This is a genomic window from Bradyrhizobium neotropicale, assembly GCF_001641695.1.
GTDB classification, from domain to species: Bacteria; Pseudomonadota; Alphaproteobacteria; order Rhizobiales; family Xanthobacteraceae; genus Bradyrhizobium; species Bradyrhizobium neotropicale.
Window position 1 is genome coordinate 264,435 of the sequence record NZ_LSEF01000028.1, and the last position, 21,969, is coordinate 286,403.

Annotated in this window: 25 protein-coding genes; 10 read left to right on the top strand and 15 right to left on the bottom strand. The window is 63.7% G+C overall.

Going from position 1 to position 21,969, the window contains the following annotated elements:
* Positions 1-38: 38 nt before the first annotated feature.
* The 11 genes from ureC to urtA form a co-directional block, all read right to left on the bottom strand.
* Entirely contained in the window at positions 39-1,754 is a 1,716-nt protein-coding gene (ureC, locus tag AXW67_RS07140; protein ID WP_063677276.1) for an urease subunit alpha, read from the bottom strand.
* Complete coding sequence (locus AXW67_RS07145) at positions 1,751-2,317, bottom strand: hypothetical protein (protein WP_145927459.1); 567 nt, start codon at positions 2,315-2,317, stop codon at positions 1,751-1,753. The genes ureC and AXW67_RS07145 overlap by 4 nt, the downstream gene beginning before the upstream one ends.
* Positions 2,314-2,853, bottom strand: a complete 540-nt coding sequence (locus tag AXW67_RS07150) for an HD domain-containing protein (protein ID WP_063677277.1) — start codon at positions 2,851-2,853, stop codon at positions 2,314-2,316. The genes AXW67_RS07145 and AXW67_RS07150 overlap by 4 nt, the downstream gene beginning before the upstream one ends.
* Before the next feature lie 315 nt (positions 2,854-3,168).
* Entirely contained in the window at positions 3,169-3,471 is a 303-nt protein-coding gene (locus tag AXW67_RS07155; protein ID WP_430648703.1) for an urease subunit beta, read from the bottom strand.
* A gap of 12 nt (positions 3,472-3,483) precedes the next feature.
* A complete protein-coding gene (locus AXW67_RS07160; RefSeq protein ID WP_027553946.1) occupies positions 3,484-3,786 on the bottom strand; it encodes an urease subunit gamma in 303 nt (100 codons plus the stop codon).
* Between the two features lie 24 nt (positions 3,787-3,810).
* Positions 3,811-4,656 carry an urease accessory protein UreD gene (locus AXW67_RS07165; RefSeq protein ID WP_063677278.1) on the bottom strand — a complete coding sequence of 282 codons (846 nt, stop codon included), beginning with the start codon at positions 4,654-4,656 and terminating at the stop codon, positions 3,811-3,813.
* Positions 4,657-4,692: 36 nt separating this feature from the next.
* A complete protein-coding gene (gene urtE / locus AXW67_RS07170; RefSeq protein ID WP_027553948.1) occupies positions 4,693-5,388 on the bottom strand; it encodes an urea ABC transporter ATP-binding subunit UrtE in 696 nt (231 codons plus the stop codon).
* Between the two features lie 3 nt (positions 5,389-5,391).
* Positions 5,392-6,153, bottom strand: coding sequence for an urea ABC transporter ATP-binding protein UrtD (gene urtD, locus AXW67_RS07175; protein ID WP_027553949.1), 762 nt, complete (start codon positions 6,151-6,153; stop codon positions 5,392-5,394).
* Positions 6,150-7,328, bottom strand: coding sequence for an urea ABC transporter permease subunit UrtC (urtC, locus tag AXW67_RS07180; protein ID WP_063677279.1), 1,179 nt, complete (start codon positions 7,326-7,328; stop codon positions 6,150-6,152). Before urtC ends, urtD begins: the two co-directional genes overlap by 4 nt.
* Entirely contained in the window at positions 7,325-8,935 is a 1,611-nt protein-coding gene (gene urtB / locus AXW67_RS07185; RefSeq protein ID WP_063677280.1) for an urea ABC transporter permease subunit UrtB, read from the bottom strand. The genes urtC and urtB overlap by 4 nt, the downstream gene beginning before the upstream one ends.
* A 99-nt stretch (positions 8,936-9,034) precedes the next feature.
* A complete protein-coding gene (urtA, locus tag AXW67_RS07190; protein WP_063677281.1) occupies positions 9,035-10,357 on the bottom strand; it encodes an urea ABC transporter substrate-binding protein in 1,323 nt (440 codons plus the stop codon).
* 519 nt (positions 10,358-10,876) lie between these two features.
* Here urtA and AXW67_RS07195 point away from each other — a divergent pair.
* The 3 genes from AXW67_RS07195 to AXW67_RS07205 all read left to right on the top strand — a co-directional run bounded on the left by AXW67_RS07195 (position 10,877) and on the right by AXW67_RS07205 (position 13,163).
* Positions 10,877-12,367: a DEAD/DEAH box helicase gene (locus AXW67_RS07195; protein ID WP_027553953.1), complete on the top strand. Its 1,491-nt coding sequence runs from the start codon at positions 10,877-10,879 to the stop codon at positions 12,365-12,367.
* Between the two features lie 26 nt (positions 12,368-12,393).
* On the top strand, positions 12,394-12,681 hold the full coding sequence (gene infA / locus AXW67_RS07200; RefSeq protein WP_027553954.1) for a translation initiation factor IF-1: 288 nt from the start codon (positions 12,394-12,396) through the stop codon (positions 12,679-12,681).
* Positions 12,682-12,950: 269 nt separating this feature from the next.
* Positions 12,951-13,163, top strand: coding sequence for a cold-shock protein (locus AXW67_RS07205; protein ID WP_027553955.1), 213 nt, complete (start codon positions 12,951-12,953; stop codon positions 13,161-13,163).
* 128 nt (positions 13,164-13,291) lie between these two features.
* Here AXW67_RS07205 and AXW67_RS07210 read toward each other — a convergent pair whose 3' ends face one another.
* The 4 genes from AXW67_RS07210 to AXW67_RS07225 form a co-directional block, all read right to left on the bottom strand.
* Positions 13,292-13,879, bottom strand: coding sequence for a TadE/TadG family type IV pilus assembly protein (locus tag AXW67_RS07210; RefSeq protein ID WP_245315444.1), 588 nt, complete (start codon positions 13,877-13,879; stop codon positions 13,292-13,294).
* Between the two features lie 59 nt (positions 13,880-13,938).
* A complete protein-coding gene (locus AXW67_RS07215; protein ID WP_027553957.1) occupies positions 13,939-14,517 on the bottom strand; it encodes a TadE/TadG family type IV pilus assembly protein in 579 nt (192 codons plus the stop codon).
* A gap of 218 nt (positions 14,518-14,735) precedes the next feature.
* Complete coding sequence (locus tag AXW67_RS07220) at positions 14,736-15,233, bottom strand: pilus assembly protein N-terminal domain-containing protein (protein ID WP_063677283.1); 498 nt, start codon at positions 15,231-15,233, stop codon at positions 14,736-14,738.
* A gap of 158 nt (positions 15,234-15,391) precedes the next feature.
* Complete coding sequence (locus tag AXW67_RS07225) at positions 15,392-16,219, bottom strand: sterol desaturase family protein (protein ID WP_027553959.1); 828 nt, start codon at positions 16,217-16,219, stop codon at positions 15,392-15,394.
* Positions 16,220-16,492: 273 nt separating this feature from the next.
* On the opposite strand from AXW67_RS07225, the gene AXW67_RS07230 reads away from it, so the two are divergent.
* From AXW67_RS07230 to AXW67_RS07255, 7 genes are all read left to right on the top strand, one after another.
* On the top strand, positions 16,493-16,657 hold the full coding sequence (locus AXW67_RS07230) for a Flp family type IVb pilin (RefSeq protein ID WP_027553960.1): 165 nt from the start codon (positions 16,493-16,495) through the stop codon (positions 16,655-16,657).
* Between the two features lie 76 nt (positions 16,658-16,733).
* Entirely contained in the window at positions 16,734-16,874 is a 141-nt protein-coding gene (locus AXW67_RS42655) for a hypothetical protein (RefSeq protein WP_198024755.1), read from the top strand.
* A 129-nt stretch (positions 16,875-17,003) separates the two neighbouring features.
* On the top strand, positions 17,004-17,528 hold the full coding sequence (locus AXW67_RS07235; protein ID WP_027553961.1) for an A24 family peptidase: 525 nt from the start codon (positions 17,004-17,006) through the stop codon (positions 17,526-17,528).
* A 129-nt stretch (positions 17,529-17,657) separates the two neighbouring features.
* Positions 17,658-18,458, top strand: coding sequence for a Flp pilus assembly protein CpaB (gene cpaB, locus AXW67_RS07240; protein WP_027553962.1), 801 nt, complete (start codon positions 17,658-17,660; stop codon positions 18,456-18,458).
* A gap of 11 nt (positions 18,459-18,469) precedes the next feature.
* Positions 18,470-19,945 (top strand): type II and III secretion system protein family protein, encoded by a 1,476-nt coding sequence (locus AXW67_RS07245; protein WP_063677284.1) that lies wholly within the window; start codon positions 18,470-18,472, stop codon positions 19,943-19,945.
* Positions 19,946-19,965: 20 nt separating this feature from the next.
* The gene (locus tag AXW67_RS07250) at positions 19,966-20,700 is read left to right on the top strand and encodes a CpaD family pilus assembly protein (protein ID WP_027553964.1); all 735 of its coding nucleotides are present in this window, start codon (positions 19,966-19,968) and stop codon (positions 20,698-20,700) included.
* A complete protein-coding gene (locus AXW67_RS07255; RefSeq protein WP_063677285.1) occupies positions 20,697-21,965 on the top strand; it encodes a CpaE/TadZ family protein in 1,269 nt (422 codons plus the stop codon). The genes AXW67_RS07250 and AXW67_RS07255 overlap by 4 nt, the downstream gene beginning before the upstream one ends.
* The last annotated feature ends 4 nt before the right edge of the window (positions 21,966-21,969 follow it).

Below are 21,969 nucleotides of genomic sequence, written 5' to 3' on the forward strand. Positions count from 1 at the left end.
GCGGGACATACTTTTGGGACATGTGTTGAGGCGCTATTTCAGTACATGAAATATCGCTGCGCCATCGGCAGCACCTCGGCGGGCGCGCAGGTGAGCAACTCGCCGTCGGCGCGGACCTCGTAGGTCTCCGGATCGACCTCGATCTTGGGCGTGGCGTCGTTATGGATCATGCTCTTCTTGGAGATCTTTCCGCGGGTGTTCTGGACCGCATAGAGCTTCTTGTCGATACCAAGCTTCCGCGCAAGCCCGCCGGTGACGGCGGCCTTCGAGGTGAAGACGACGGAAGATGCCGTCCGCGCCTTGCCGAAGGCGCCGAACATCGGCTGATAATGCACCGGCTGCGGCGTCGGGATCGAGGCGTTGGGATCGCCCATGGGTGCCGCCACGATCGAGCCACCCTTGATGATGCAGTCCGGCTTGACGCCGAAGAAGGCGGGCGACCACAGCACGAGGTCGGCGAGCTTGCCTTTCTCCACCGAGCCGATCAGTTTTGAGACGCCATGCGCGATCGCCGGATTGATGGTGTACTTCGCGATGTAACGCCTGACACGAAAGTTGTCGTTGTCCTTGCCCTCGTCCTGCGGCAGCGATCCGCGCTGCTTCTTCATCTTGTCCGCGGTCTGCCAGGTGCGGATGATGACCTCGCCGAGCCGGCCCATGGCCTGCGAGTCCGAGGACATCATCGAGAGCGCGCCGAGATCGTGCAGAATGTCTTCGGCTGCGATGGTCTCCTTCCGGATGCGGCTCTCGGCAAAGGCGAGGTCTTCCGCGATCGAGGGATCGAGGTGGTGGCACACCATCAGCATGTCGAGATGCTCGTCGATGGTGTTGCGGGTGAAGGGCCGCGTCGGGTTGGTCGAGGACGGCAGCACGTTCTTCAGGCCTGCGACCTTGATGATGTCGGGGGCATGACCGCCGCCGGCGCCTTCGGTGTGGAAGGCATGGATGGTGCGGCCCTTGAAGGCCTTGATCGTGTCCTCGACGAAGCCGGATTCGTTCAGCGTGTCGGTGTGGATCATCACCTGGATGTCGTGATCGTCCGCAACCGACAGGCAGTTGTCGATCGCGGCCGGCGTGGTGCCCCAGTCCTCGTGCAGCTTCAGCGCGCAGGCGCCGGCCTTGATCATCTCGACCAGCGCGGCGGGCCGCGAGGCGTTGCCCTTGCCGGAGATACCGAGATTGACCGGGAAAGCGTCGAACGACTGGATCATTCGCGCGATGTGCCAGGGGCCCGGCGTGCAAGTGGTGGCGAAGGTGCCGTGCGAGGGACCGGTGCCGCCGCCAAGCATCGAGGTGACGCCGCTCATCAGCGCGTGCTCGATCTGCTGCGGGCAGATGAAGTGGATGTGGCTGTCGAAGCCACCGGCGGTGAGAATCTTGCCTTCGCCCGCGATCACGTCGGTGCCGGGGCCAATGATGATGGTGACGCCCGGCTGGATGTCGGGATTGCCGGCCTTGCCGATCGCCGAGATCATGCCGTCCTTGATGGCGACGTCGGCCTTCACGATGCCCCAGTGATCGACGATCAGCGCATTGGTGATGACCGTGTCGGCCGCGCCCTGCCGGTTGGTGACCTGCGACTGCCCCATGCCGTCGCGGATGACCTTGCCGCCGCCGAACTTCACCTCCTCGCCATAGCTGGTGAAATCCTTCTCGACCTCGATGATGAGGTCGGTGTCGGCCAGCCGCACCTTGTCGCCGGTGGTGGGGCCGAACATGTCGGCATAGACGCGTCGGGAAATTCTGGATGTCATTTTGAAGCCTTTGGTCTGTCGAGTGGCTTGCTACAGGCTGTTTGAAATTCGGTTATCTTGTCGAGACCGGCCTTGATACCGGACTGAATCGAACTGCCGCCGATCTTGAACTTGAGAATGCCCGTGTTGCTGAACAGGTCGAACGCCGGCGCATCCGTGCTGATCTGAAAACGGTATCCCCAGCCGCTGACGTCCGAACTGGTAATCGCGTCAAGACTTGATTTCTCAGGTCCGGGATTGAGTTCCACGGTTGGATAACTGTCGTCGACGACCAATTTGGCGATCGCGCTCCTCTCGTTCTTGTCCACGATGACCTTGTCGACCTTCGCAAGGCCCGAACCGGCTTGGCACTCAAGAACGAGAGCTCCAAGCGCATCGGTCGCCTCATCGGTGTCCGCCGTATAGAGCATCAGCGTGTCGCCGACGGGCTTTGCCAGGCGCCATTTCGTTTCATCTGCGAAGGCTGCTCCGCAGATACAGCAAAGAATACCCGGGCAAGCGATGAACGCACCGACCACTCGCAGGACGTACCCGTTTGCACGAGATCCCGTGGCAGCACTCACAGCGTGCTCCTCGCAAGCGAGACTGTTTCATCGAAAATGCGATCCAGCACCACATTGGTGCCGCGGCAACCAGCCACGACCTTCTCGGAGAAGCTGAGATAGTCGACGAGGTCTTCGCGCTCTTCGGGGGTCGGTTCCGAGTGGATGCGTGCGCCGATATTGCTGATCTTGTCGGCGATCTTGATCAGCCTGGCGCCGGCCGACTTCCTCGGCGCATCCACCACCTGCCGGCGCCGCCGCTCGGCTTTCGGCAGGCTCATGTCGTCGGTGCATTCGACCACGAGCGCGGCGACACGCTCGGAAAACTTCTGCGCGAGCTCCTGGCGCGTGGTGTCGGTGTCCTCGATCGAATCATGCAGCCAGCCGGCCGCGACCAGCTCGGCGTCGGCACCATCGGTCGCGGCCGCAAGCAGGTTCGCGACCTCAGCCAGATGATTGATGTAAGGCTCATTGCCGCGGCCCTTGCGCGCCATGCCGTTGTGTCGGCGCGTGGCAAGCTCGGCAGCTTCAGAGATGAGGCGGACGGGTGACAGCATGGCAAGAACCTCCGTTTGCGCCTCAACCGTGCCGTTACGTACTTCGTTCCTGAACACGGCCTCTCCGTTCCTTCCCTCCTTGCGGGGGAGGGGCAGGGAGGGGGGTGCACCTTGCTCCGCAGCCTGCAGAATCGTGAGGGCAGCGCTCTCAGTGAAATCAATTTCGCCACGCAACTGACTTGCGCGAGCGTGCACGATCACTCCTGCCAGAGCCCGGGGCTCACCCCCCTCCCCGACCCTCCCCCGCAAGGGGGGAGGGAGCGAGACAGCTGTGCTCACCTCACTGTGGATCACGGCACTCGCCTCGGCCTTGCCCTACAGCTTTCCCATCACGTCGCCACGAAAACCGTAAATGGTCTTCTTGCCGGCCATGGCGACGAGCTGGACGTCGCGGGTCTGGCCGGGTTCGAAGCGGACGGCGGTGCCGGCGGCGATGTCGAGGCGCATGCCGCGCGCCTTCTTGCGGTCGAACTTCAGCGCGGGGTTGGTCTCGAAGAAATGGTAGTGCGAGCCGACCTGGATCGGGCGGTCGCCGGTGTTGGCGACCGTCAGCGTCACGGTCTTGCGGCCGGCGTTGAGCTCGATCTCGCCGTCCTGGATGAAGAGTTCACCGGGGATCATGTTGCGCTCCTACCTGATCGGCTCGTGCACGGTGACGAGTTTTGTCCCGTCCGGAAAGGTCGCCTCGACCTGGATGTCGTGGATCATCTCGGGGATACCCGGCATCACCTGGTCGCGGGTGAGCACCTGGGCGCCGGATTGCATCAGTTCGGCGACGGTGCGGCCGTCGCGCGCGCCTTCGAGAATGAAATCGGAGATGATCGCAACCGCCTCGGGATGGTTGAGCTTGACGCCGCGGTCGAGCCGCCGTCTCGCCACGATGGCCGCCATCGAAATCAGAAGCTTGTCCTTTTCGCGGGGAGACAGGTTCATGCGAAATCTCTTCCCTTCACATCATCAATTCAGCCACAGCCGCGGCAAGGCCGCACCCGTGCGCGCCAGCACCGCCATCATGTCGGCGCGCAAGCGCGCCGCATCTTGGGCACAGAAGCGCGCCATTGCAAAGCCGTTCCAGGCGGATATCCCGACCTCGCCGGCAAAAGAGTCCGCCGCCTCGCGGATGCGCTCGACCAGAGCCTCGTCGCCCGGCACGATCAGGGCCGTGCCGATCGCAGCCCCACCCTTGGCGACCGCTGGCCGCGCGAGCTTCTTGCCGATGTCGCCGTCAAGCCTGACGGTCTCGGCAAACACCAGCTTGCCGCCGCGGGAGAGGCGCCAGCGGTCGACGAACTCGCCCTGCTCCATGCGCTCGCCCATGGCGGTGCGGCCGAACACCACGATCTCGCAAAGCAGGAGCGACGCGGTCTCATCGAGCTCGATGTCGAAGCGGCGCTGCACGCGCGCGCGATCGAACAGGATCGTCTCCTGCGGCAGCCAGGAAAGATGCGCGCCAGCGCCGACCTTCAAGGCGATGTTGAGCTGCGCCGCCGGCCCAGGCGCGCGATAGATCTTTTCCGCGGCCGCCGTGGTCAGCGTCAGCCGCGCGGCATCGGTCGCCGTGATCTCGATGTCGAAGCTATCGCCGCCGGCGACACCGCCAGCCGTGTTGACAAAGACGCCGGACATTCCCTCGCCCTCCGGCGAGGGAAATCGCACGCGCAGGGAGCCGGACTCATGCAGGGCGCCACGCCGCGTCACGCCATCCCTGGCATGCACGTCGAACCGCACCGCGCCGCGGGCGCGGTTGGCTTCGAACACGGAAGACTCCAACTCAGAAGAATTGGCTGATAGCTCGCTGCGCATCCGTCTCCCCAGCCGGTCGCCGCAGAATGTCCCGGCCTACAGCGCCATCTGGCGGCTGATTTCGCCCGGATCGAGATTGCTGCGGTCGCAGGTGAATTTCACCGCACCGCGGTCCATCACGGCAAAACTGTCGCCGAGTTCGCAGGCAAAGTCGAGATATTGTTCGACCAGCACGATGGCGATGTTGCCGAGGTTGCGCAGGTAGGAGATGGCACGGCCGATGTCCTTGATGATCGAGGGCTGGATGCCCTCGGTCGGCTCATCGAGCAGGAGCAGTTTTGGCCGCATCACCAGGGCGCGTCCGATCGCGAGCTGCTGCTGCTGGCCGCCGGAGAGGTCGCCGCCGCGCCGGCCGAGCATGGATTCCAGCACCGGAAACAACGAGAACACGTCGTCCGGAATGTGCTTGTCCTCGCGCTTGAGCGGACCGAAGCCGGTTCTGAGGTTCTCCTCGACCGTCAGCAGCGGAAAGATCTCGCGGCCCTGCGGCACGAAGCCGATGCCCTTGCGCGCCCGCTCATAGGGCTTGAGCGAGGTGATGTCGCTGCCGTCGAACACGATCGAGCCCGACGAGATCGGATACTGGCCGACCATGGCGCGCAAAAGCGAGGTCTTGCCGACGCCGTTGCGCCCGAGCACGCAGGTCACCTTGCCCGGCTCGGCCGAGATCGAGACGCCGCGCAGCGCCTGTGCCGCGCCGTAGAAGAGATTGATGTCCTTGACCTCGAGCATGCGTCAGCGTCCCAGATACACTTCGATGACCCGCTCGTTGGACGAGACCTGGTCGATGGTGCCCTCCGCAAGCACGGAGCCTTCGTGCAGGCAGGTGACCTTGACGCCGAGCTCGCGCACGAAGGTCATGTCGTGCTCGACCACCATGACGGTGTGGGTCTTGTTGATCTCCTTGAGCAGCTCCGCGGTGAGATGCGTCTCCACATCCGTCATCCCGGCAACGGGCTCGTCGACCAGCAGCAGCTTCGGATCCTGCGCGAGCAGCATGCCGATCTCGAGCCACTGCTTCTGTCCATGGCTGAGGCTGCCGGCGAGGCGGTTGCGCGCGTCGGTAAGGCGGATCGTCTCCAGCACCTTGTCGATGCGCTCCGACTCCGCCCTGCTGCCGCGCCAGAACAGCGTTCCGCGCACGGAATGATCGACGTTGAGCGCGAGCAGCAGATTGTCCTGAACCGTCTGGCTCTCGAACACGGTCGGCTTCTGGAATTTGCGGCCAATTCCGAGCTCGGCGATCCGAGTCTCATCCAGCCGCGTCAGGTCGGTGACGCCGTCGAACAGCACAGTGCCCTCGTCGGGCTTGGTCTTGCCGGTGATGATGTCCATCATCGTGGTCTTGCCGGCGCCGTTCGGGCCGATGATGGCGCGCATCTCGCCGGGCTCGAGCGTCAGCGACAAATTGTTGATGGCGTGGAAGCCATCGAACGAGACGTGCACGCCGTCGAGATAGAGCATTGCGGAAGTCGCGCGGGTGTCCATGACGTTCATGACCGCTTCTCCGCCAGCTTCGGCTCGGTGATGCCATCTTCAGCCGCGGCGCTCGCGGCGACCCCGGCCAGGCGTTTTTCTCTGGACGACTCCCACCAGGAATTGAAGGTGCCGACGATGCCTTTCGGCAACAGCAGCGTTACCAGGATGAACAGCGCACCCAGCATGAACAGCCAGTACGGCGCCAGCATGCCGGAGGTGAAGAACGTCTTGGCGTAGTTGACGACGACGGCGCCTAGCGCGGCGCCGATCAGCGTGCCGCGGCCGCCGACCGCGACCCAGACCACCGCCTCGATCGAGTTGCCCGGCGCGAATTCGCTCGGATTGATGATGCCGACCTGGGGCACGTAGAGCGCGCCAGCGACGCCGGCCATGCAGGCCGACACCGTGAACACGAACAGCTTGTAGGATTCGACGCGGTAGCCGAGGAAGCGCGTACGCGACTCCGCATCGCGTACCGCGATCAGCACCTTGCCGAGCTTGGAGGAGACGATGGCGCGGCAGACCAGGAAGCCGACGATCAGCGCCAGGCAGCTCAGCGCGAACAGCGCCGCACGCGTGCCCTCGGCCTGGACGTTGAAGCCGAGGATGTCCTTGAAGTCGGTCAGGCCGTTGTTGCCGCCGAAGCCGAAATCGTTGCGGAAGAACGCGAGCAGCAGCGCATAGGTCATCGCCTGCGTGATGATCGACAGATACACGCCGGTGACGCGGGAGCGAAAGGCGAGCCAGCCGAAGCAGAAGGCGAGCAGGCCCGGCACCACCAGCACCATCAGCGCCGCAAACCAGAACATGTCGAAGCCGTACCAGTACCAGGGCAGCTTCTCCCAGTTCAGGAACACCATGAAGTCCGGCAGGATCGGATTGCCGTAGACCCCGCGGGAGCCGATCTGCCGCATCAGGTACATACCCATCGCGTAGCCGCCGAGCGCGAAGAAGGCGCCGTGGCCGAGCGAGAGAATGCCGCAATAGCCCCAGATCAAATCGATCGACAACGCCAGAATGGCGTAGCAGACATATTTGCCCCACAGCGCGACGAGATAGGTCGGCACCTGAAGGAACGAGCCCGCCGGCAGCAGCAGGTTGGAGAGCGGGATGAGGATCCCGCAGGCCGCGACGATGGCGAGGAAGATCGTCGCGCCGCGGTCCAGCGATCGCGTGAGCATGTGAGGGGTCATGCTTCCACCGCACGGCCCTTGAGCGCGAACAGGCCGCGCGGGCGCTTTTGAATGAACAGGATGATCAGAACCAGGATCGCGATCTTGCCGAGCACGGCGCCGGCGACCGGCTCCAGGAACTTGTTGGCGATGCCGAGCGTGAAGGCGCCGACGAGCGTGCCCCAGAGATTGCCGACGCCGCCGAACACCACGACCATGAAGCTGTCGATGATGTAGCTCTGGCCGAGATTGGGGCTGACATTGTCGATCTGCGACAGCGCCACGCCAGCGATGCCGGCGATGCCCGAGCCGAGGCCGAAGGTCAGCGCGTCGACGCGCGAGGTGGCGATGCCCATCGAGGCCGCCATGCGGCGGTTCTGCGTCACCGCGCGCATCTCGAGGCCAAGCGCGGTGTAGCGCAGCATGGCGAGCAGGATCGCAAACACAGCGAGCGTGAAGACGAGGATCCAAAGCCGGTTGTACGTGATGGTGATCTGCCCGAGCTCGAAGGCGCCGCTCATCCAGGAGGGGTTGCCGACCTCGCGGTTGGTCGGGCCGAACACTGTGCGCACGGCCTGCTGCAGCACCAGCGACAGGCCCCAGGTCGCCAGCAGCGTCTCCAGGGGACGGCCATAGAGGAAGCGGATGATGCTGCGCTCAATCAAGACGCCGATCGCGCCGGCGACGAGGAAGGCAAGCGGCACGGCAATCAGCAGCGAATAGTCGAACAGGCCGGGATAGCGGGTGCGGATCACCTCCTGCACCACGAAGGTGGTGTAGGCCCCGATCATCACCATCTCGCCATGGGCCATGTTGATGACGCCCATCACGCCGAAGGTAATCGCAAGCCCGATCGCCGCGAGCAGCAGCACCGAGCCGAGCGAGAGGCCGTACCAGGCGTTCTGCACCGTGGACCAGACCGCGAGCGAGCTCTGGATCGATCCGATCGCGCTTGCTGCCGCCTTGGTCACCGAAGCCGGCTGGTCGCCGCCGATGCCGGTGAGGAGCGCAAGCGCTTCCTGGTCGCCGCGCGCCTTGATGGTGGCGACCGCCTCGAGCTTCTGCACCTCGGTGGCGTCGGATTTGTACAGCAGGATCGCCGCGCGGGCCTCGCCCAGCGCCGACTTGACCGACCTGTTGGTTTCCTTGGCGAGCGCGCTCTCGACGGCATCGAGCGCCGTCTCCTCATGCGACTTGAACACGGATTGCGCGGCCTGCAGGCGCGTCGCCAGATCCGGCGACTGCAGCGTCAGGCTGCCGAGCGCGGCATCGACGCTGCGGCGCAGGCGGTTATTGAGGCGGACCGCGCTGGCGCTGTCGGGCACGCTGGCGACCGGCTGTCCGGTCGCGGCGTCGACCGATTTGCCGTCGGTGCCAGTGACATAGACCTTCTTGCTGTCGGGATCGGCCATCAGGCGGCCGTCCTGGAGCGCGCTGATGATCGAAAAGGCCAGCGGATTGCCGCTGCTCGCGATCACGCCGATCGCCTCCTCCGTATCGGAGAATTCGTCGTTGGCAAATTTGGCGACCGCATCCTCGAACGGACCGGCGAAAGCCGGCAGCGCGAACGCGACCAGGAGCAATGCGAGCAGAAGCGAGCAGAGACGAGCGGACAGTTTGGCTGGCACAGTGAAAAACCCCGGCAGAAATGGGTGGAGAAGGCGGCGGGATCGCCGCCCTCTCCTCGCGTGCAATGGGCCGTCAGGCCTTGGTCGAGTGCTCCTGGATCAGGATCCCGAGCCGAGGCACTTGTTGGTCTTGACGTTGAAGTTGCCGCACTTCTTCTCGACCCAGTCGCCGATCAGGTCCTTGGAGCCGTCGAGCTCCTTCGACCAGGCGTCGCCCGGAACGAGGCTCGGAGTCTTCCAGACCACGTCGAACTGGCCGTTGCCCTTGATCTCGCCGATGAACACCGGCTTGGTGATGTGGTGGTTGGGCAGCATCTTCGATACGCCACCGGTCAGGTTCGGCGCTTCGATGCCGGGGAGCGCGTCGATCACCTTGTCCGGATCGGTCGACTTCACCTTCTCGACTGCCTTCACCCACATGTTGAAGCCGATCACGTGCGCTTCCATCGGATCGTTGGTCACGCGCTTCGGATTCTTGGTGTAGGTCTGCCAGTCCTTGATGAACTTCTCGTTCGCCGGATTCTTGATCGACTCGAAGTAGTTCCAGGCGGCGAGATGGCCGACCAGCGGCTTGGTGTCGATGCCGGCGAGCTCTTCCTCACCCACCGAGAACGCGACCACCGGGATGTCCTTCGCCTTGATGCCCTGGTTGCCGAGCTCCTTGTAGAAGGGAACGTTGGCGTCGCCGTTGATGGTCGAGACCACCGCGGTCTTCTTGCCGGCCGAGCCGAACTTCTTAATGTCGGCCACGATCGTCTGCCAGTCGGAGTGACCGAACGGCGTGTAGTTGATCATGATGTCTTCCTGGGCGACACCTTTCGACTTCAGATAGGCTTCCAGGATCTTGTTGGTGGTGCGCGGATAGACGTAGTCGGTGCCCGCGAGCACCCAGCGCTTCACCTTCTCTTCCTTCATCAGGTAGTCGACGGCAGGGATCGCCTGCTGGTTCGGCGCAGCACCCGTGTAGAACACGTTGCGCTCGCTCTCCTCACCCTCGTACTGCACGGGGTAGAACAGGATGTTGTTCAGCTCCTTGAACACCGGGAGCACGGACTTGCGGGACACCGAGGTCCAGCAGCCGAACACGACCGAGACCTTGTCCTTGGTGATCAGCTCGCGCGCCTTCTCGGCGAACAGCGGCCAGTTGGAAGCGGGATCGACGACGACGGCCTCGAGCTTCTTGCCGAGCACGCCGCCCTTCTTGTTTTGCTCGTCGATCAGGAAGAGGATGGTGTCCTTCAGCGTGGTTTCGCTGATGGCCATGGTGCCGGACAGGGAATGAAGCACGCCGACCTTGATGGTGTCGTCCGCAGCCTTCGCACCGGTAAAGGAAGCCAGACCGAGCATCAGTCCGGCGGTCGCGGCGAGCACGCCGCGGCGGCTAAATGACGCCGCTATATCGTGAGTGGATTTGGTAAGCATGGGTCTATCATCTCCCTGACGCAGACGTGAAAAACGCTGCGAACGGCCCCACGGCCGCCAGCGATTAACGGATTCGCAAGAACCATGCCATGGGTTGATCACCCAATAAGCCGTTGTTTTATCTTTTGAATTTCCGCGAAATCGAAGTTTCGCCGCAGTCAGGCTGCTCAAAACTTGAGCGAATGAAATGTATGCTAATGCGGCAATCAGTCTAATTTTTGAGCAAAACAGTGCTTCTGTCTAAATTTCCGGCATAACTATTTTTGCACTGCAATCAGCAATGCCGGGCTACCTGCCTTGAAAGCGCCCCCTCGATGTTCCATATGACGGGCGAGAGTTCTTGCGAATCAAGGGCTCGTTGCGAGCCGCGTGTTCTTAAGCCCATTCGGGCCTCTGGCTTGCCCCATATCACCCAAGCCATCCGACACCCCAAACACGCAGGTGTCTTCTCGACACCCTTTTGCGCGCGCCCCGCTGACTGCGCCGGGCGTTCGCTTTTGACATGAAAGAACCCCTCTTTTGACTTCGTTTCAGGACTTCGGCCTCGCCGAACCCATCGCCCGCGCGCTTCGTGAAGAAAATTACGTCACCCCCACGCCGATCCAGGCCCAGACCATCCCGCTGGCGCTGACCGGCCGCGACGTGGTCGGCATCGCCCAGACCGGCACCGGCAAGACCGCGTCCTTCGCCCTGCCGATCCTGCACCGCCTGCTCGAGAACCGCATCAGGCCGCAGGCCAAGACTTGCCGCGTCCTCGTGCTGTCGCCGACCCGCGAACTGTCCGGCCAGATCCTCGACAGCTTCAATGCCTATGGCCGCCACATCCGCCTCACCTCGGCGCTCGCCATCGGCGGCGTGCCGATGGGCCGTCAGGTCCGCGCACTGATGCAGGGCGTCGAGGTCCTGGTCGCGACCCCCGGTCGCCTGCTCGACCTCGTGCAGAGCAACGGACTCAAGCTTTCGAGCGTCGAGTTCCTCGTGCTCGACGAGGCCGATCGCATGCTCGACATGGGCTTCATCAACGACATCCGCAAAATCGTCGCCAAGCTGCCGATCAAGCGGCAGACGCTGTTCTTCTCGGCCACCATGCCGAAGGACATCGCCGAGCTTGCGGACTCGATGCTCCGTGACCCCGCCCGCGTCGCGGTGACCCCGGTCTCCTCGACCGCCGAGCGGATCAACCAGCGCATCCTCCAGGTCGACTTCTCGGCGAAGCCCGCCTTCCTGACCAAGCTCCTGAAGGACGAGCCGATCAATCGCGCGCTGGTCTTCACCCGCACCAAGCACGGCGCGGACAAGGTCGTGAAGACGCTGGCGAAGGCCGGCATCGCCGCCAACGCGATCCACGGCAACAAGTCGCAGAACCATCGCGAGCGCACGCTCGCCCAGTTCCGGTCCGGCGAGATCCGCACCCTGGTCGCCACCGACATCGCCGCCCGCGGCATCGACGTCGACGGCATCAGCCATGTCATCAATTTCGACCTGCCCAACGTCCCCGAGACCTATGTGCACCGCATCGGCCGCACCGCGCGCGCCGGTGCCGACGGCACTGCGATCTCGCTGGTCGCGGGCGGCGAGGAACTTAGCTATCTCCGCGACATTGAGCGGTTGATCCGGGTGGCGCTGCCGCGGGAGGATCATCGCACCGATGCCGGCCGCGAGGCCGCTCATGCTCCGTCTCCCGCGGCTTCGCAGCACCACCGGCCGGGCCGGTCCGGTCGCCCTGGCCAGCGGCCGCAGGGCGCAAGACACGGTGATGGTCGGCATGGCGAAGGACGGCATGTCGAGGGCAGACCTGTTGATGGCCGGCCCGGCGATGCCCACAAGTCGTCGAAGGGGTCTCGCCGCCGCCGTCGTTCCGGTGGTAAGGTGAACTCCTCACCAGCCGATCGGTCGGAACAGCGTCCCGCGCATAGCGCCGGCAAGCCTGATGGAATACAAGGCGTTGCCTTTTTGCGTCGCGAGAGTCGTCCCAACGGCCGACCGAACCGCAATCCACATTCGCACTAGCCGTCCACGACCTGGAGACCAATCAAATGGCTAAGGAAGAGCTGATCCAGTTCGAAGGACTGGTGACCGAAATCCTCCCCGATGCGCGCTACCGCGTCCAGCTCGACACCGGGCACGAGATCGTGGCCTACACCGCCGGCAAGATGAAGAAGAACCGCATCAAGACCCTGGCGGGCGACCGCGTCACGGTCGAGATGTCGCCCTATGATTTGGAGAAGGGCCGCCTGATTTTCCGCCACAAGGACGAACGTCCCTCGACGCCCGGCGGCCCGCCGCGGGGTGCTGCGCGCGGAGGTCAGTTCCGCCGCCGCTAACCAGCCCTCTGGCGCCTAAGCGCGGAACTAGAATGCTGACCTGTATGCTGATCGGCCGCGCGAATCGCGGCCGATCAAAAAATCGTGCGCGTCAGGATTGTTTTGAAGCCCTATTTCCAATAAAATCAAGCAATCGATTTTCGGCCGGACGACATTAGCATCCACCGGTACAGCCGGTTCAGACACGCTGACGACCCTTCCAAAAATTCGATCTAACCTGCCTGCGCGAGCGGGCTCAGACACTGCATATTTGAGAAGGGACTACCCCCGTGAGCATGGGAACCGTGAAGTGGTTTAACGCGACCAAGGGCTATGGCTTCATTGCGCCGGACGATGGCGGCGCCGACGTGTTCGTTCACATCAGCGCCGTGGAGCGCGCCGGTCTCGGCACGCTGCGCGAAGGCCAGAAGCTCTCCTACGAGATCGTCGCCGATCGCCGTTCGGGCAAGTCGGCAGCGGACAACCTCCGCACCGCCGGTTGAGCCCCGGGGCCTTAAGGCCCTGATCGGCTCGTGCGAACCAACCAAAGGAAAAGGCCGTGCGCAACGCACGGCCTTTTTTCATGCGACGCTACTCGCCGATACCGGCGAGCTCGCTCATCGTCCGATTTTCAGCACGCCGTCGGTACGCCGCCATAGGCGATGCAAGCAGCCTGGCGCGGCCGCGTGTAAGACACATCGCTCAGCGTGATGCCCGTCTTCAAGACGAATTTGACCGAAGGCGTGTAGGTGTAGCTAACCTGGCTGAAGATCAGGTAGGTCGACGGAATCAGGAGCGTTGGCGGAATCATCGTGGTGACCGTGGTGTTAGCCGCCAGAGCCGGAGGCGGAGCCGTCAACGTGGCTTGCGTCGCACCGCTCGTGATGATGGCGGACTTGCTCCATTGAATGACCGCCTTGCTGTTGGCGTCGATATAGATCTGAGCGATCGTGCCGCTCACGGGCGTATCGTCGTAAGGCGCCACGATCGAGATGCTCGCCGTGAACGTGTTCTGCAGGTTCGCGTCGGTTACCGTTCCCGCGGACTGCGACGTCAAATCGGACAGGGTTCGTGCAATCAAGGTGACCTTGCGGTCGATCGCCACCCCAGACGAAAGCTCGACCGTTCCGAAGAAGGTCACGAGCATCAGAGGCACGATCATCGCGAATTCGGTCGCAGCGAGCGCCCTGCTGTCCGCAAGGAACTCGCTTGCAGACATCCGGCCATCTCGCAAGAATTTCACAATCGCCTGCATGGTTCTGCTCAGATCCGACAGTGTTAGAAGGGCTCGTTCTGGAATACGGCCGACGCAACGAGAAGAAACTTATTGTTGCAGGAGATGTTGTAGCCGAGGCCGGTCACAAAAAGCGGCCATATGTAGTAGAGCCGCACCACGACGACCTGGCTGGAGGTCCCGGGACTGAATCCCATGCTGGTGGTGTTGAGATTGCAGGACGCATCAAGCTTGGCGGCGGCAGGTATCGATGCGAAGGAGTTTGAATAGCTCTCGACGTCGACGATGAGACTGTTGCAGTCAAACAGCGCCGGGATCTGGCTGCAGACGTAGTTCTTGAACGTCGCCTGCGTGCACGGTGTACTCACGGAGTTCACCGCACAGAGCGCCACCGTGCCGGACTGCGACTGGCCGGTCAGAACCACGCGCGCGGAATTCTGCGTGATGGTCTCGAGCACCTGGCTCGCGAAGAACATCAGCGCAGTCTCGATGATCGCGAACAGGAGCGCGAAGAACATCGGGGCGACCAGCGCAAACTCGACGGCCGCGGATCCACGGCGGTTGCCGCGAAAGCGGCGCAGCGCGGTCCGGAGCGTGAACCTCGAAGGTGCAGGCGATGGCATCGCGTCAAATTCCCCAGCAGTTGCGATGCCCGATCAATAGCGAAAACTGATTGTTTAAGTGTTTCAGACAATCCGTCCGCGGCGGACCGCGCCCTTGACGATGCGTTAACCACGCTGGTGTGCGGCACGCATCATCCTCCGCGCGCATGAAAGCATCCGAGCGAGACCCATCGATCCCGCCCGGATGACTTGCCTGCTGGCTTTGTCAGTTGGTCTCTTTAGTTGGTCTTGGCGGCCGCGCCGGCGTTGCCGCTGGCGGAGTTGCTCAGTGAGCCGGCCTGACTCATCGTGGTGTTGAAGAAGTTGTCGCTATCGCCGAGCGTCACGCGGCGCTGGCAGATCGGCATGCAGCTATAGGACTCGCGTTCGATCCCGCGATAGACGGTGACGAGCCGGTCACTCGGGCCCTCGACCTGGATCTGGCGGTCGACCAGGATCTCGCCGGCCCTGTCGAGCGCGATGAAATTGGTGGCGCCGTAGCCCTTCCCGGTCACGACGATCATGCCGCCGGGCTGGAGCGTGACGTCGGCGATCAGGGGATTGCCGACCACGATGGTGGCGACCTTGCCCGGCAGCCTGACGAGCTTGGCCTGATCGACATTGACGGCAATGGTGTCGGCACTGGATTCGGCAAGGCCGGCAGCGGGTGACGCCAGCACGGCGGCCGCGGCCAGAAGACAGACGCGCGCATGACGGCGCAGCAACTCTTTACGCATACTCTACTCCCGGGACGTCACATACCGGCAGAAGCGATACCGAGGCGGAGCCGGCGCCCGACCCCGCTAACCTGCCCTTAATTCGTGAACGTTCCGCAAATTTGCCGACTATTGTTTGAACGGCCTTGCGTTTTACGGCGCTTCAGGCCGGACCATTGCTATTGACGGAAAGGATAAGCGAGCTGGCCCGCGATCTCCTTCGGCATCGTCGCTTCGTCCTTGCCGTATTCCTGCGGCAGTTCACCCTCCGGCATACGGAAGGTGCCGAACAGCACATCCCAGATCGGGAAGGTCCCGGCAAAATTGGTGTCACCGCCCTCTTCGAGCGAGGTGTGGTGCCAGCGGTGGAACACCGGCGTCGCCAGCACGTATTTGAACGGCCCGAAGGTCCAGTTCAGGTTCGCGTGCACGAATGCCGAATGGAAGGTGGTGAACGGGCCGACCCAGATCATGACGTTCGGCGAAATGCCGGCCATCAGCAGCACGACGTCAACGCCGATCGTGCCGAGCATGAGGTTGACGGGATGGAAGCGGGCCGCGGAGATCCACCCGAGCTCCTCCGAGGAGTGATGGATCGCGTGGTACTTCCAGAACCCGCCGCCGTGAAACAGCCGATGCAGCCAGTACAGCATGAAATCGGAGAGGACCAGGAACAGTGCGCCCTGCACCCACAGCGGAAGCTGCGACAGTGGGCCGTGGCCGTTGTCGTAGAAGGCGATGAGCTCGTCTGCATCGTGAATGTTGAAGACGACGCTGGCGCCGACGATCAACAATCCGATCCGCATCGTGCGGGCGAACACCGGAACGAAGAACCAGTAGCAGATGTCGGTCACGATCTCCCGCTTGCGCCACCACGGCGCGCCGGGATTGCAGGCCCAGAAGTGCTCGAGCACCGTGAACACCAGTGCGAGCAGGAGCGTGATGGGCACGACCTTCTCGATGGTCTCGCCGAGCATCAAGGCGACTTGCATGGGCAGGCTCGACATCGTCGCCATTCCTTCCAGTTCGTGGCGCCTTCAGGCGTACTCTGCGAACTTTAAGGGAGGGTGAAGCCGCCGCCGGTTACCTTTCGGTGCGCCGCGAACAGGATCGGATTCCGCGGATGTCTTAAGGTCAAATTCACTCTGGCGAAAAGCATCGCCCAGCATTCGAGTTTACGCAATCGGATTAACCCTACCGAAAGAGCTCGACTCCCATCTTCGAGCGCGTAGAGGACAGCGCCTGACCGAGGCCGACACACCTGAGATGGAGTTTAGCTCATGAAGAACCTTATTGCGCGTTTCGTGAAGGATGAATCCGGTGCCACCGCGATCGAATACGGTCTGATTGCCGCTGGCATCGCGCTCGCAATCATCACCGTGGTCAACAGCCTCGGCACCACGATGAACGCGAAGTTCGGCTCGATCAGCTCCTCGCTGAAATAAGCGGCGGACAGGCCGCAGCAAAAGCCCCGGACCTCCGGGGCCTTTGTTTTTCTGGATACATCGAGTTCCCGTAGTGTTGCGTAAGTACAGGACCGATGCCGCGTTTGCGGCAAACGAAGCGGAAACGGTGCGGACCGACGCGCCGGCCTACTGGGTTTGCCTCGCGCTGCTGCTCGCGGTGGTCGCGCTCGCGGCGCGAATTGCCAGCATCTGGTGAGTCAGCCCGCACCTGGATTTTCCCGGCGTCGAGGTCGCGATCGCCGTTGTCGGTTTGTTTAGCACTCCCCGCTAGCGTGCGGCGACGCCCCGATCCCGCGACAGATGCGCTGATCCCAGGAAGCAGCCCATGATCCTCGACCTCGCGCGCCTTATGCTGTTCCCGGCCCTGATGGCGTTCGCGGCGGCGAGCGATCTCTTCACGATGACGATCTCGAACCGCGTGTCGCTGGCGCTGGTCGCTGGCTTCTTCGTGCTCGCCATTGCCGGTGGCATGGCACCTTACGACATGCTGACCCATGTCGGCGCCGGCGCGCTCATGCTGGTGGTGGCCTTCACCTGCTTCGCGATGGGTTGGGTCGGCGGCGGCGACGCGAAGGTTGCTGCCTCCGTCGCGCTCTGGTTCGGCTTCGCGCAGCTGATGAACTTCCTGCTCTACGCCTCGCTGTTCGGCGGGGCGCTCACGCTGCTGTTGCTCCAGTTCAGGCAGTGGCCGTTGCCGTACGGGCTTGCCGGCCAGGCCTGGCTGGCGCGGCTGCATGCCAAGGAGAGCGGCATCCCCTACGGCATCGCGCTCGCGACGAGCGCACTGATGGTCTACCCGGACACCGAGTGGGTGAAGGCGATCGATCTCGTCCACCTCGCACTGCGCTGAACGCACGGCATAAACCCGGCGTTAAGGCGATTTAGATACGCCTCATTAACCATGCTTTGACGAATAGCTGCTCAACTGCCCATCACGGCGGCGGCAGCGTCGCGGCGTTCTTGTTGGAAAGTGAAGCGTATGAATAGGGCACGCATTGTCGTCCTGACGGTCGCTATCTGCGCCGGCGGTGTCGCCGCGTACCTCGCGAGCGGTTCGGACAATTCTGCGCCGCCCCCCGCCGCTCCGGTCGCGCAGCTTCCGACCGTCGACGTGCTGGTGGCCAAGAACGACATCGGCCTCGGCCAGACAGTGAAGCCGGAAGACGTGCAATGGCAGACCTGGCCGGCAGCGACCGCCAGCCCCACCTTCATCCGCCGCAACGAACGCCCCGAGGGCGTGACCCAGGTCACCGGTTCGATCGCCCGGGCGCCCTTCATCCAGGGCGAGCCGATCCGCGACCAGAAGCTGGTGAAGGCCGAGGGCTCCGGTTTCATGGCAGCAATCCTGCCGAGCGGCATGCGCGCCGTCTCGACCGAGATCTCGCCGGAAACGGGCGCCGGCGGCTTCATCCTGCCTAACGACCGCGTCGACGTGCTTCTGACTCGCCGCCTCAAGAATCCGGACCAGAGCGCCGGCGGCCAGGACATCGTCACCTCCGAGATCATTTTGGTCAATGTCCGCGTCCTGGCCATCGACCAGGCGCCGAAGGAGAAGGACGGGCAGAGCGCGGTGGTCGGCAAGACCGTCACCCTCGAGCTCAATCCCGTGCAGACCAGGCTGCTTTCGGCCGCTCGCCAGAGCGGCACGCTGTCGCTGGCACTACGCAGCATCGCCGACGTCAAGATGAGTGAGATCACGCTCGATGAGTCCTCGCAGAACCGCGAGGGTGTTTCGATCATTCGCTACGGCATTCAAAGTCAGACGGCGAAAGCACGATGAGGACTTGCGAGATGACATGCAAGGTCAACACGGCGAAGCTGCGGACCGCGGTGCTCCGCGCCCTGTCGTTTTCCGCCGTGGCCGCGCTGACGCTCAATCCGGCGCTCACGCCCGTGGTCGCCGCCGACTATCGCCCCGTGGCGCCGGTCGCCACCGACGGCCAGATGAACGCGCGCTTCCTGTCGCTCGGCGTCGGCAAGTCGATCGTGATCGACCTTCCGCGCGACATCAAAGACGTACTGGTCGCCGACCCGAAGATCGCCAATGCGGTGGTGCGCTCGGCGCAGCGCGCCTACATCATCGGCGCCTCCGTCGGCCAGACCAACATCGTGTTCTTCGATTCCGCCGGTCAGCAGATCGCGGCCTATGACATCGCGGTCAAGCGCGACCTCAACGGCGCTCGTGCCGCGCTGAAGCAAATTCTGCCCAATTCCGACATCCAGATAGACGGTCTCGGCGACGGCATCGTCCTGACCGGTACGGCGGCGAACCCCGTCGAGGCGCAGCAGGCCAACGATCTCGCCGCGCGGCTCGCCGGCGGCTCCGACAAGGTAGTGAACTCGATCGTGGTCCGCGGCCGCGACCAGGTCATGCTGAAGGTGACGGTCGCCGAAGTCCAACGCAGCATAGTCAAGCAGCTCGGCATCGACCTCTCGGCGAGCCTCAACTACGGCACGTCGGTGGTGACCTTCACCAACTCCAACCCGTTCACCGCGCTCGGCCGCAATCTCGTCGACGGCAACAATCTGACCGCGAAGTTCGGCGGAGCCCCTTCGGTGCAGGCCACTCTGCGCGCGATGGAGAGCGCAGGCGTGATCCGCACCCTGGCCGAGCCGAACCTGACCGCGATCTCGGGTGAATCGGCGACATTCATCGCCGGCGGCGAATTTCCTGTGCCGGCCGGCTATGCGTGCGATCCCACCACGCATGTCTGTACCACCCAGATCAGCTTCAAGAAGTTCGGCGTCTCGCTCAACTTCACCCCGGTGGTGCTGACCGAAGGCAAGATCAGCCTGCGGGTGATGAGCGAAGTTTCGGAACTGTCCAACGAAAATTCGGTCACCCTGTCGCAGGCCGTGACCTCGACCTCGGTGAACTCGCTGACGGTGCCCTCGATCAAGACCCGTCGGGCGGAGACCTCGCTCGAAATTCCCTCCGGCGGCGCCATGGCGATGGCCGGCCTGATCCAGGATCAGACCAAGCAGGCGGTCAGCGGATTGCCCGGGCTGATGCAGCTGCCGATTCTCGGCACGCTGTTCCGCAGCCGCGACTTCGTCAACAACACCACCGAGCTGGTCGTGATCGTGACGCCCTATATCGTGCGCGCAGTGGCGCAGAAGGACCTGTCGCGTCCGGATGACGGCTTTGCCGCACCCGCCGATCCGCAGGCCGAGCTGATCGGCAACATCAATCGCATCTACGGCGTGCCTGGCCGGACCGAACCGGCGCGGAATTACCGCGGCACCTACGGCTTCATTACCGACTGAGGCGGAACGGGGACTTCGCTATGATCACAAGATTACCCCAGACTCGCAAGGGCGCTATCCGCCTCGGTGGCGCGCTCGTCGGTATGGCGCTCGCGCTCGGCGGCTGCCAGCACGACGAGGCGGTCACCGCCTCCATTCCAGACGACTACAAGCAGCGTCACCCGATCGCGATCGAAGAACAAAACCGCTCGATCGTCGTCTTCGTCGGCCATGCCCGCGGCGGCCTGACGGCGGCCCAGCGCGCCGACGTGATGGGCCTCGCCTCGACCTGGCTGCGCGAGGGCACCGGTGCGATCCATATCGATGTGCCGGCCGACACGCCCAACGCCCGTCCGGCGGCGGAGTCGCTGCGCGAGATCCAGGCGATGATGGCAGCCGCCGGCGTGCCGCCGCGCGCAGTCATGGTCCGCCCCTACCGGCCCGAGGACAAGCGCTTCCTGCCGCCGATCCGGCTTACCTATTCGAAGATCGCCGCGGTCGCGGGCCCCTGCGGCCTGTGGCCCGAGGACGTCGGTCCGTCGATGAAGAACAGGAGCTGGTTCGAGAACAAGCAATACTACAATTTCGGCTGCGCCTATCAGCGCAACATGGCCGCCATGGTCGACAATCCGTCGGACCTCGAGCAGCCCCGGCCCGAAACGCCATCGTACACCCCGCGGCGCACCGTCCTCTTCGATAAGTATCGCAAGGGGACTTCAACGGCGGTCACCTATCCTGAAGCCGACAAGGCCAAACTTAGCGACACCGGCAAATGATCAGCTACGCTCGCCAGAATCACGAAGAGCAGCCGGAGGCTCCTCCGCCGCCGATCGAGGAGCATATCGCGCCTGCGCCGCGCGTCTCTGTCCAGGCCTTCTGCGAGACCGTGGAGACCGCCGCCGCCGTGCAATCGGCCGGCGAGGATCGTCGTCTCGGCAAGGCCCATCTCAAGATCCAGATGGGCGGCATGGCGGCCGCCATCGAAGCCTACCGCTCGGCGCCCACGCCGAACGTGATCGTGCTGGAGAGCGACGGCCGCAATGATCTGCTGACCGGCCTCGACCAGCTCGCCACGGTCTGCGACGCCGGCACCCGCGTCATCGTGATCGGCCGCATCAACGACGTCATGCTCTATCGCGAGCTGGTGCGCCGCGGCGTCAGCGACTACGTGCTCGCGCCGGTCGGCGCGATCGACGTGGTGCGCTCGATCTGCAACCTGTTCTCGGCGCCCGAAGCCAAGGCGGTCGGCCGCATCATCGCGGTGGTCGGCGCCAAGGGCGGCGTCGGCGCCTCCACCATCTCCCACAACGTCGCCTGGGCGATCGCGCGCGACCTCGCCATGGACGCGGTCGTCGCCGATCTCGACCTCGCCTTCGGCACGGCCGGGCTCGATTACAACCAGGATCCGCCGCAGGGCATCGCTGACGCGGTGTTCTCGCCCGATCGTGTCGATACCGCCTTCATCGACCGCCTGCTGTCGAAATGCACCGACCATCTCAGCCTGCTGGCTGCGCCGGCGACGCTCGACCGGGTCTATGATTTCGGCACCGACGCCTTCGATGCCGTGTTCGACACGCTGCGCTCCACCATGCCCTGCATCGTGCTCGACATCCCCCATCAATGGTCGGGCTGGACCAAGCGCGCGCTGATCGGGGCCGACGACATCCTGATCGTGGCGGCGCCGGACCTCGCCAACCTGCGCAACACCAAGAACCTGTTCGATCTCTTGAAGGCCGCGCGTCCCAACGACCGCCCTCCGCTCTACTGCCTGAACCAGGTCGGCATCCCGAAACGGCCGGAAATCGCCGCAACCGAGTTTGCCAAGGCGATCGAGAGCCAGCCGATCGTCTCGATCCCGTTCGAGCCGCAGATCTTCGGATCCGCGGCCAACAACGGTCAGATGGTCGCGGAGATCTCGGCCAGCCACAAGTCGATCGAGATGTTCCTGCAGATCGCCCAGCGCCTGACCGGCCGCAGCGAGACCAAGAAGCAAAAGACGTCCCTGCTTTCACCCCTGATTGACAAGTTGCGGGGAAAATAAGCCG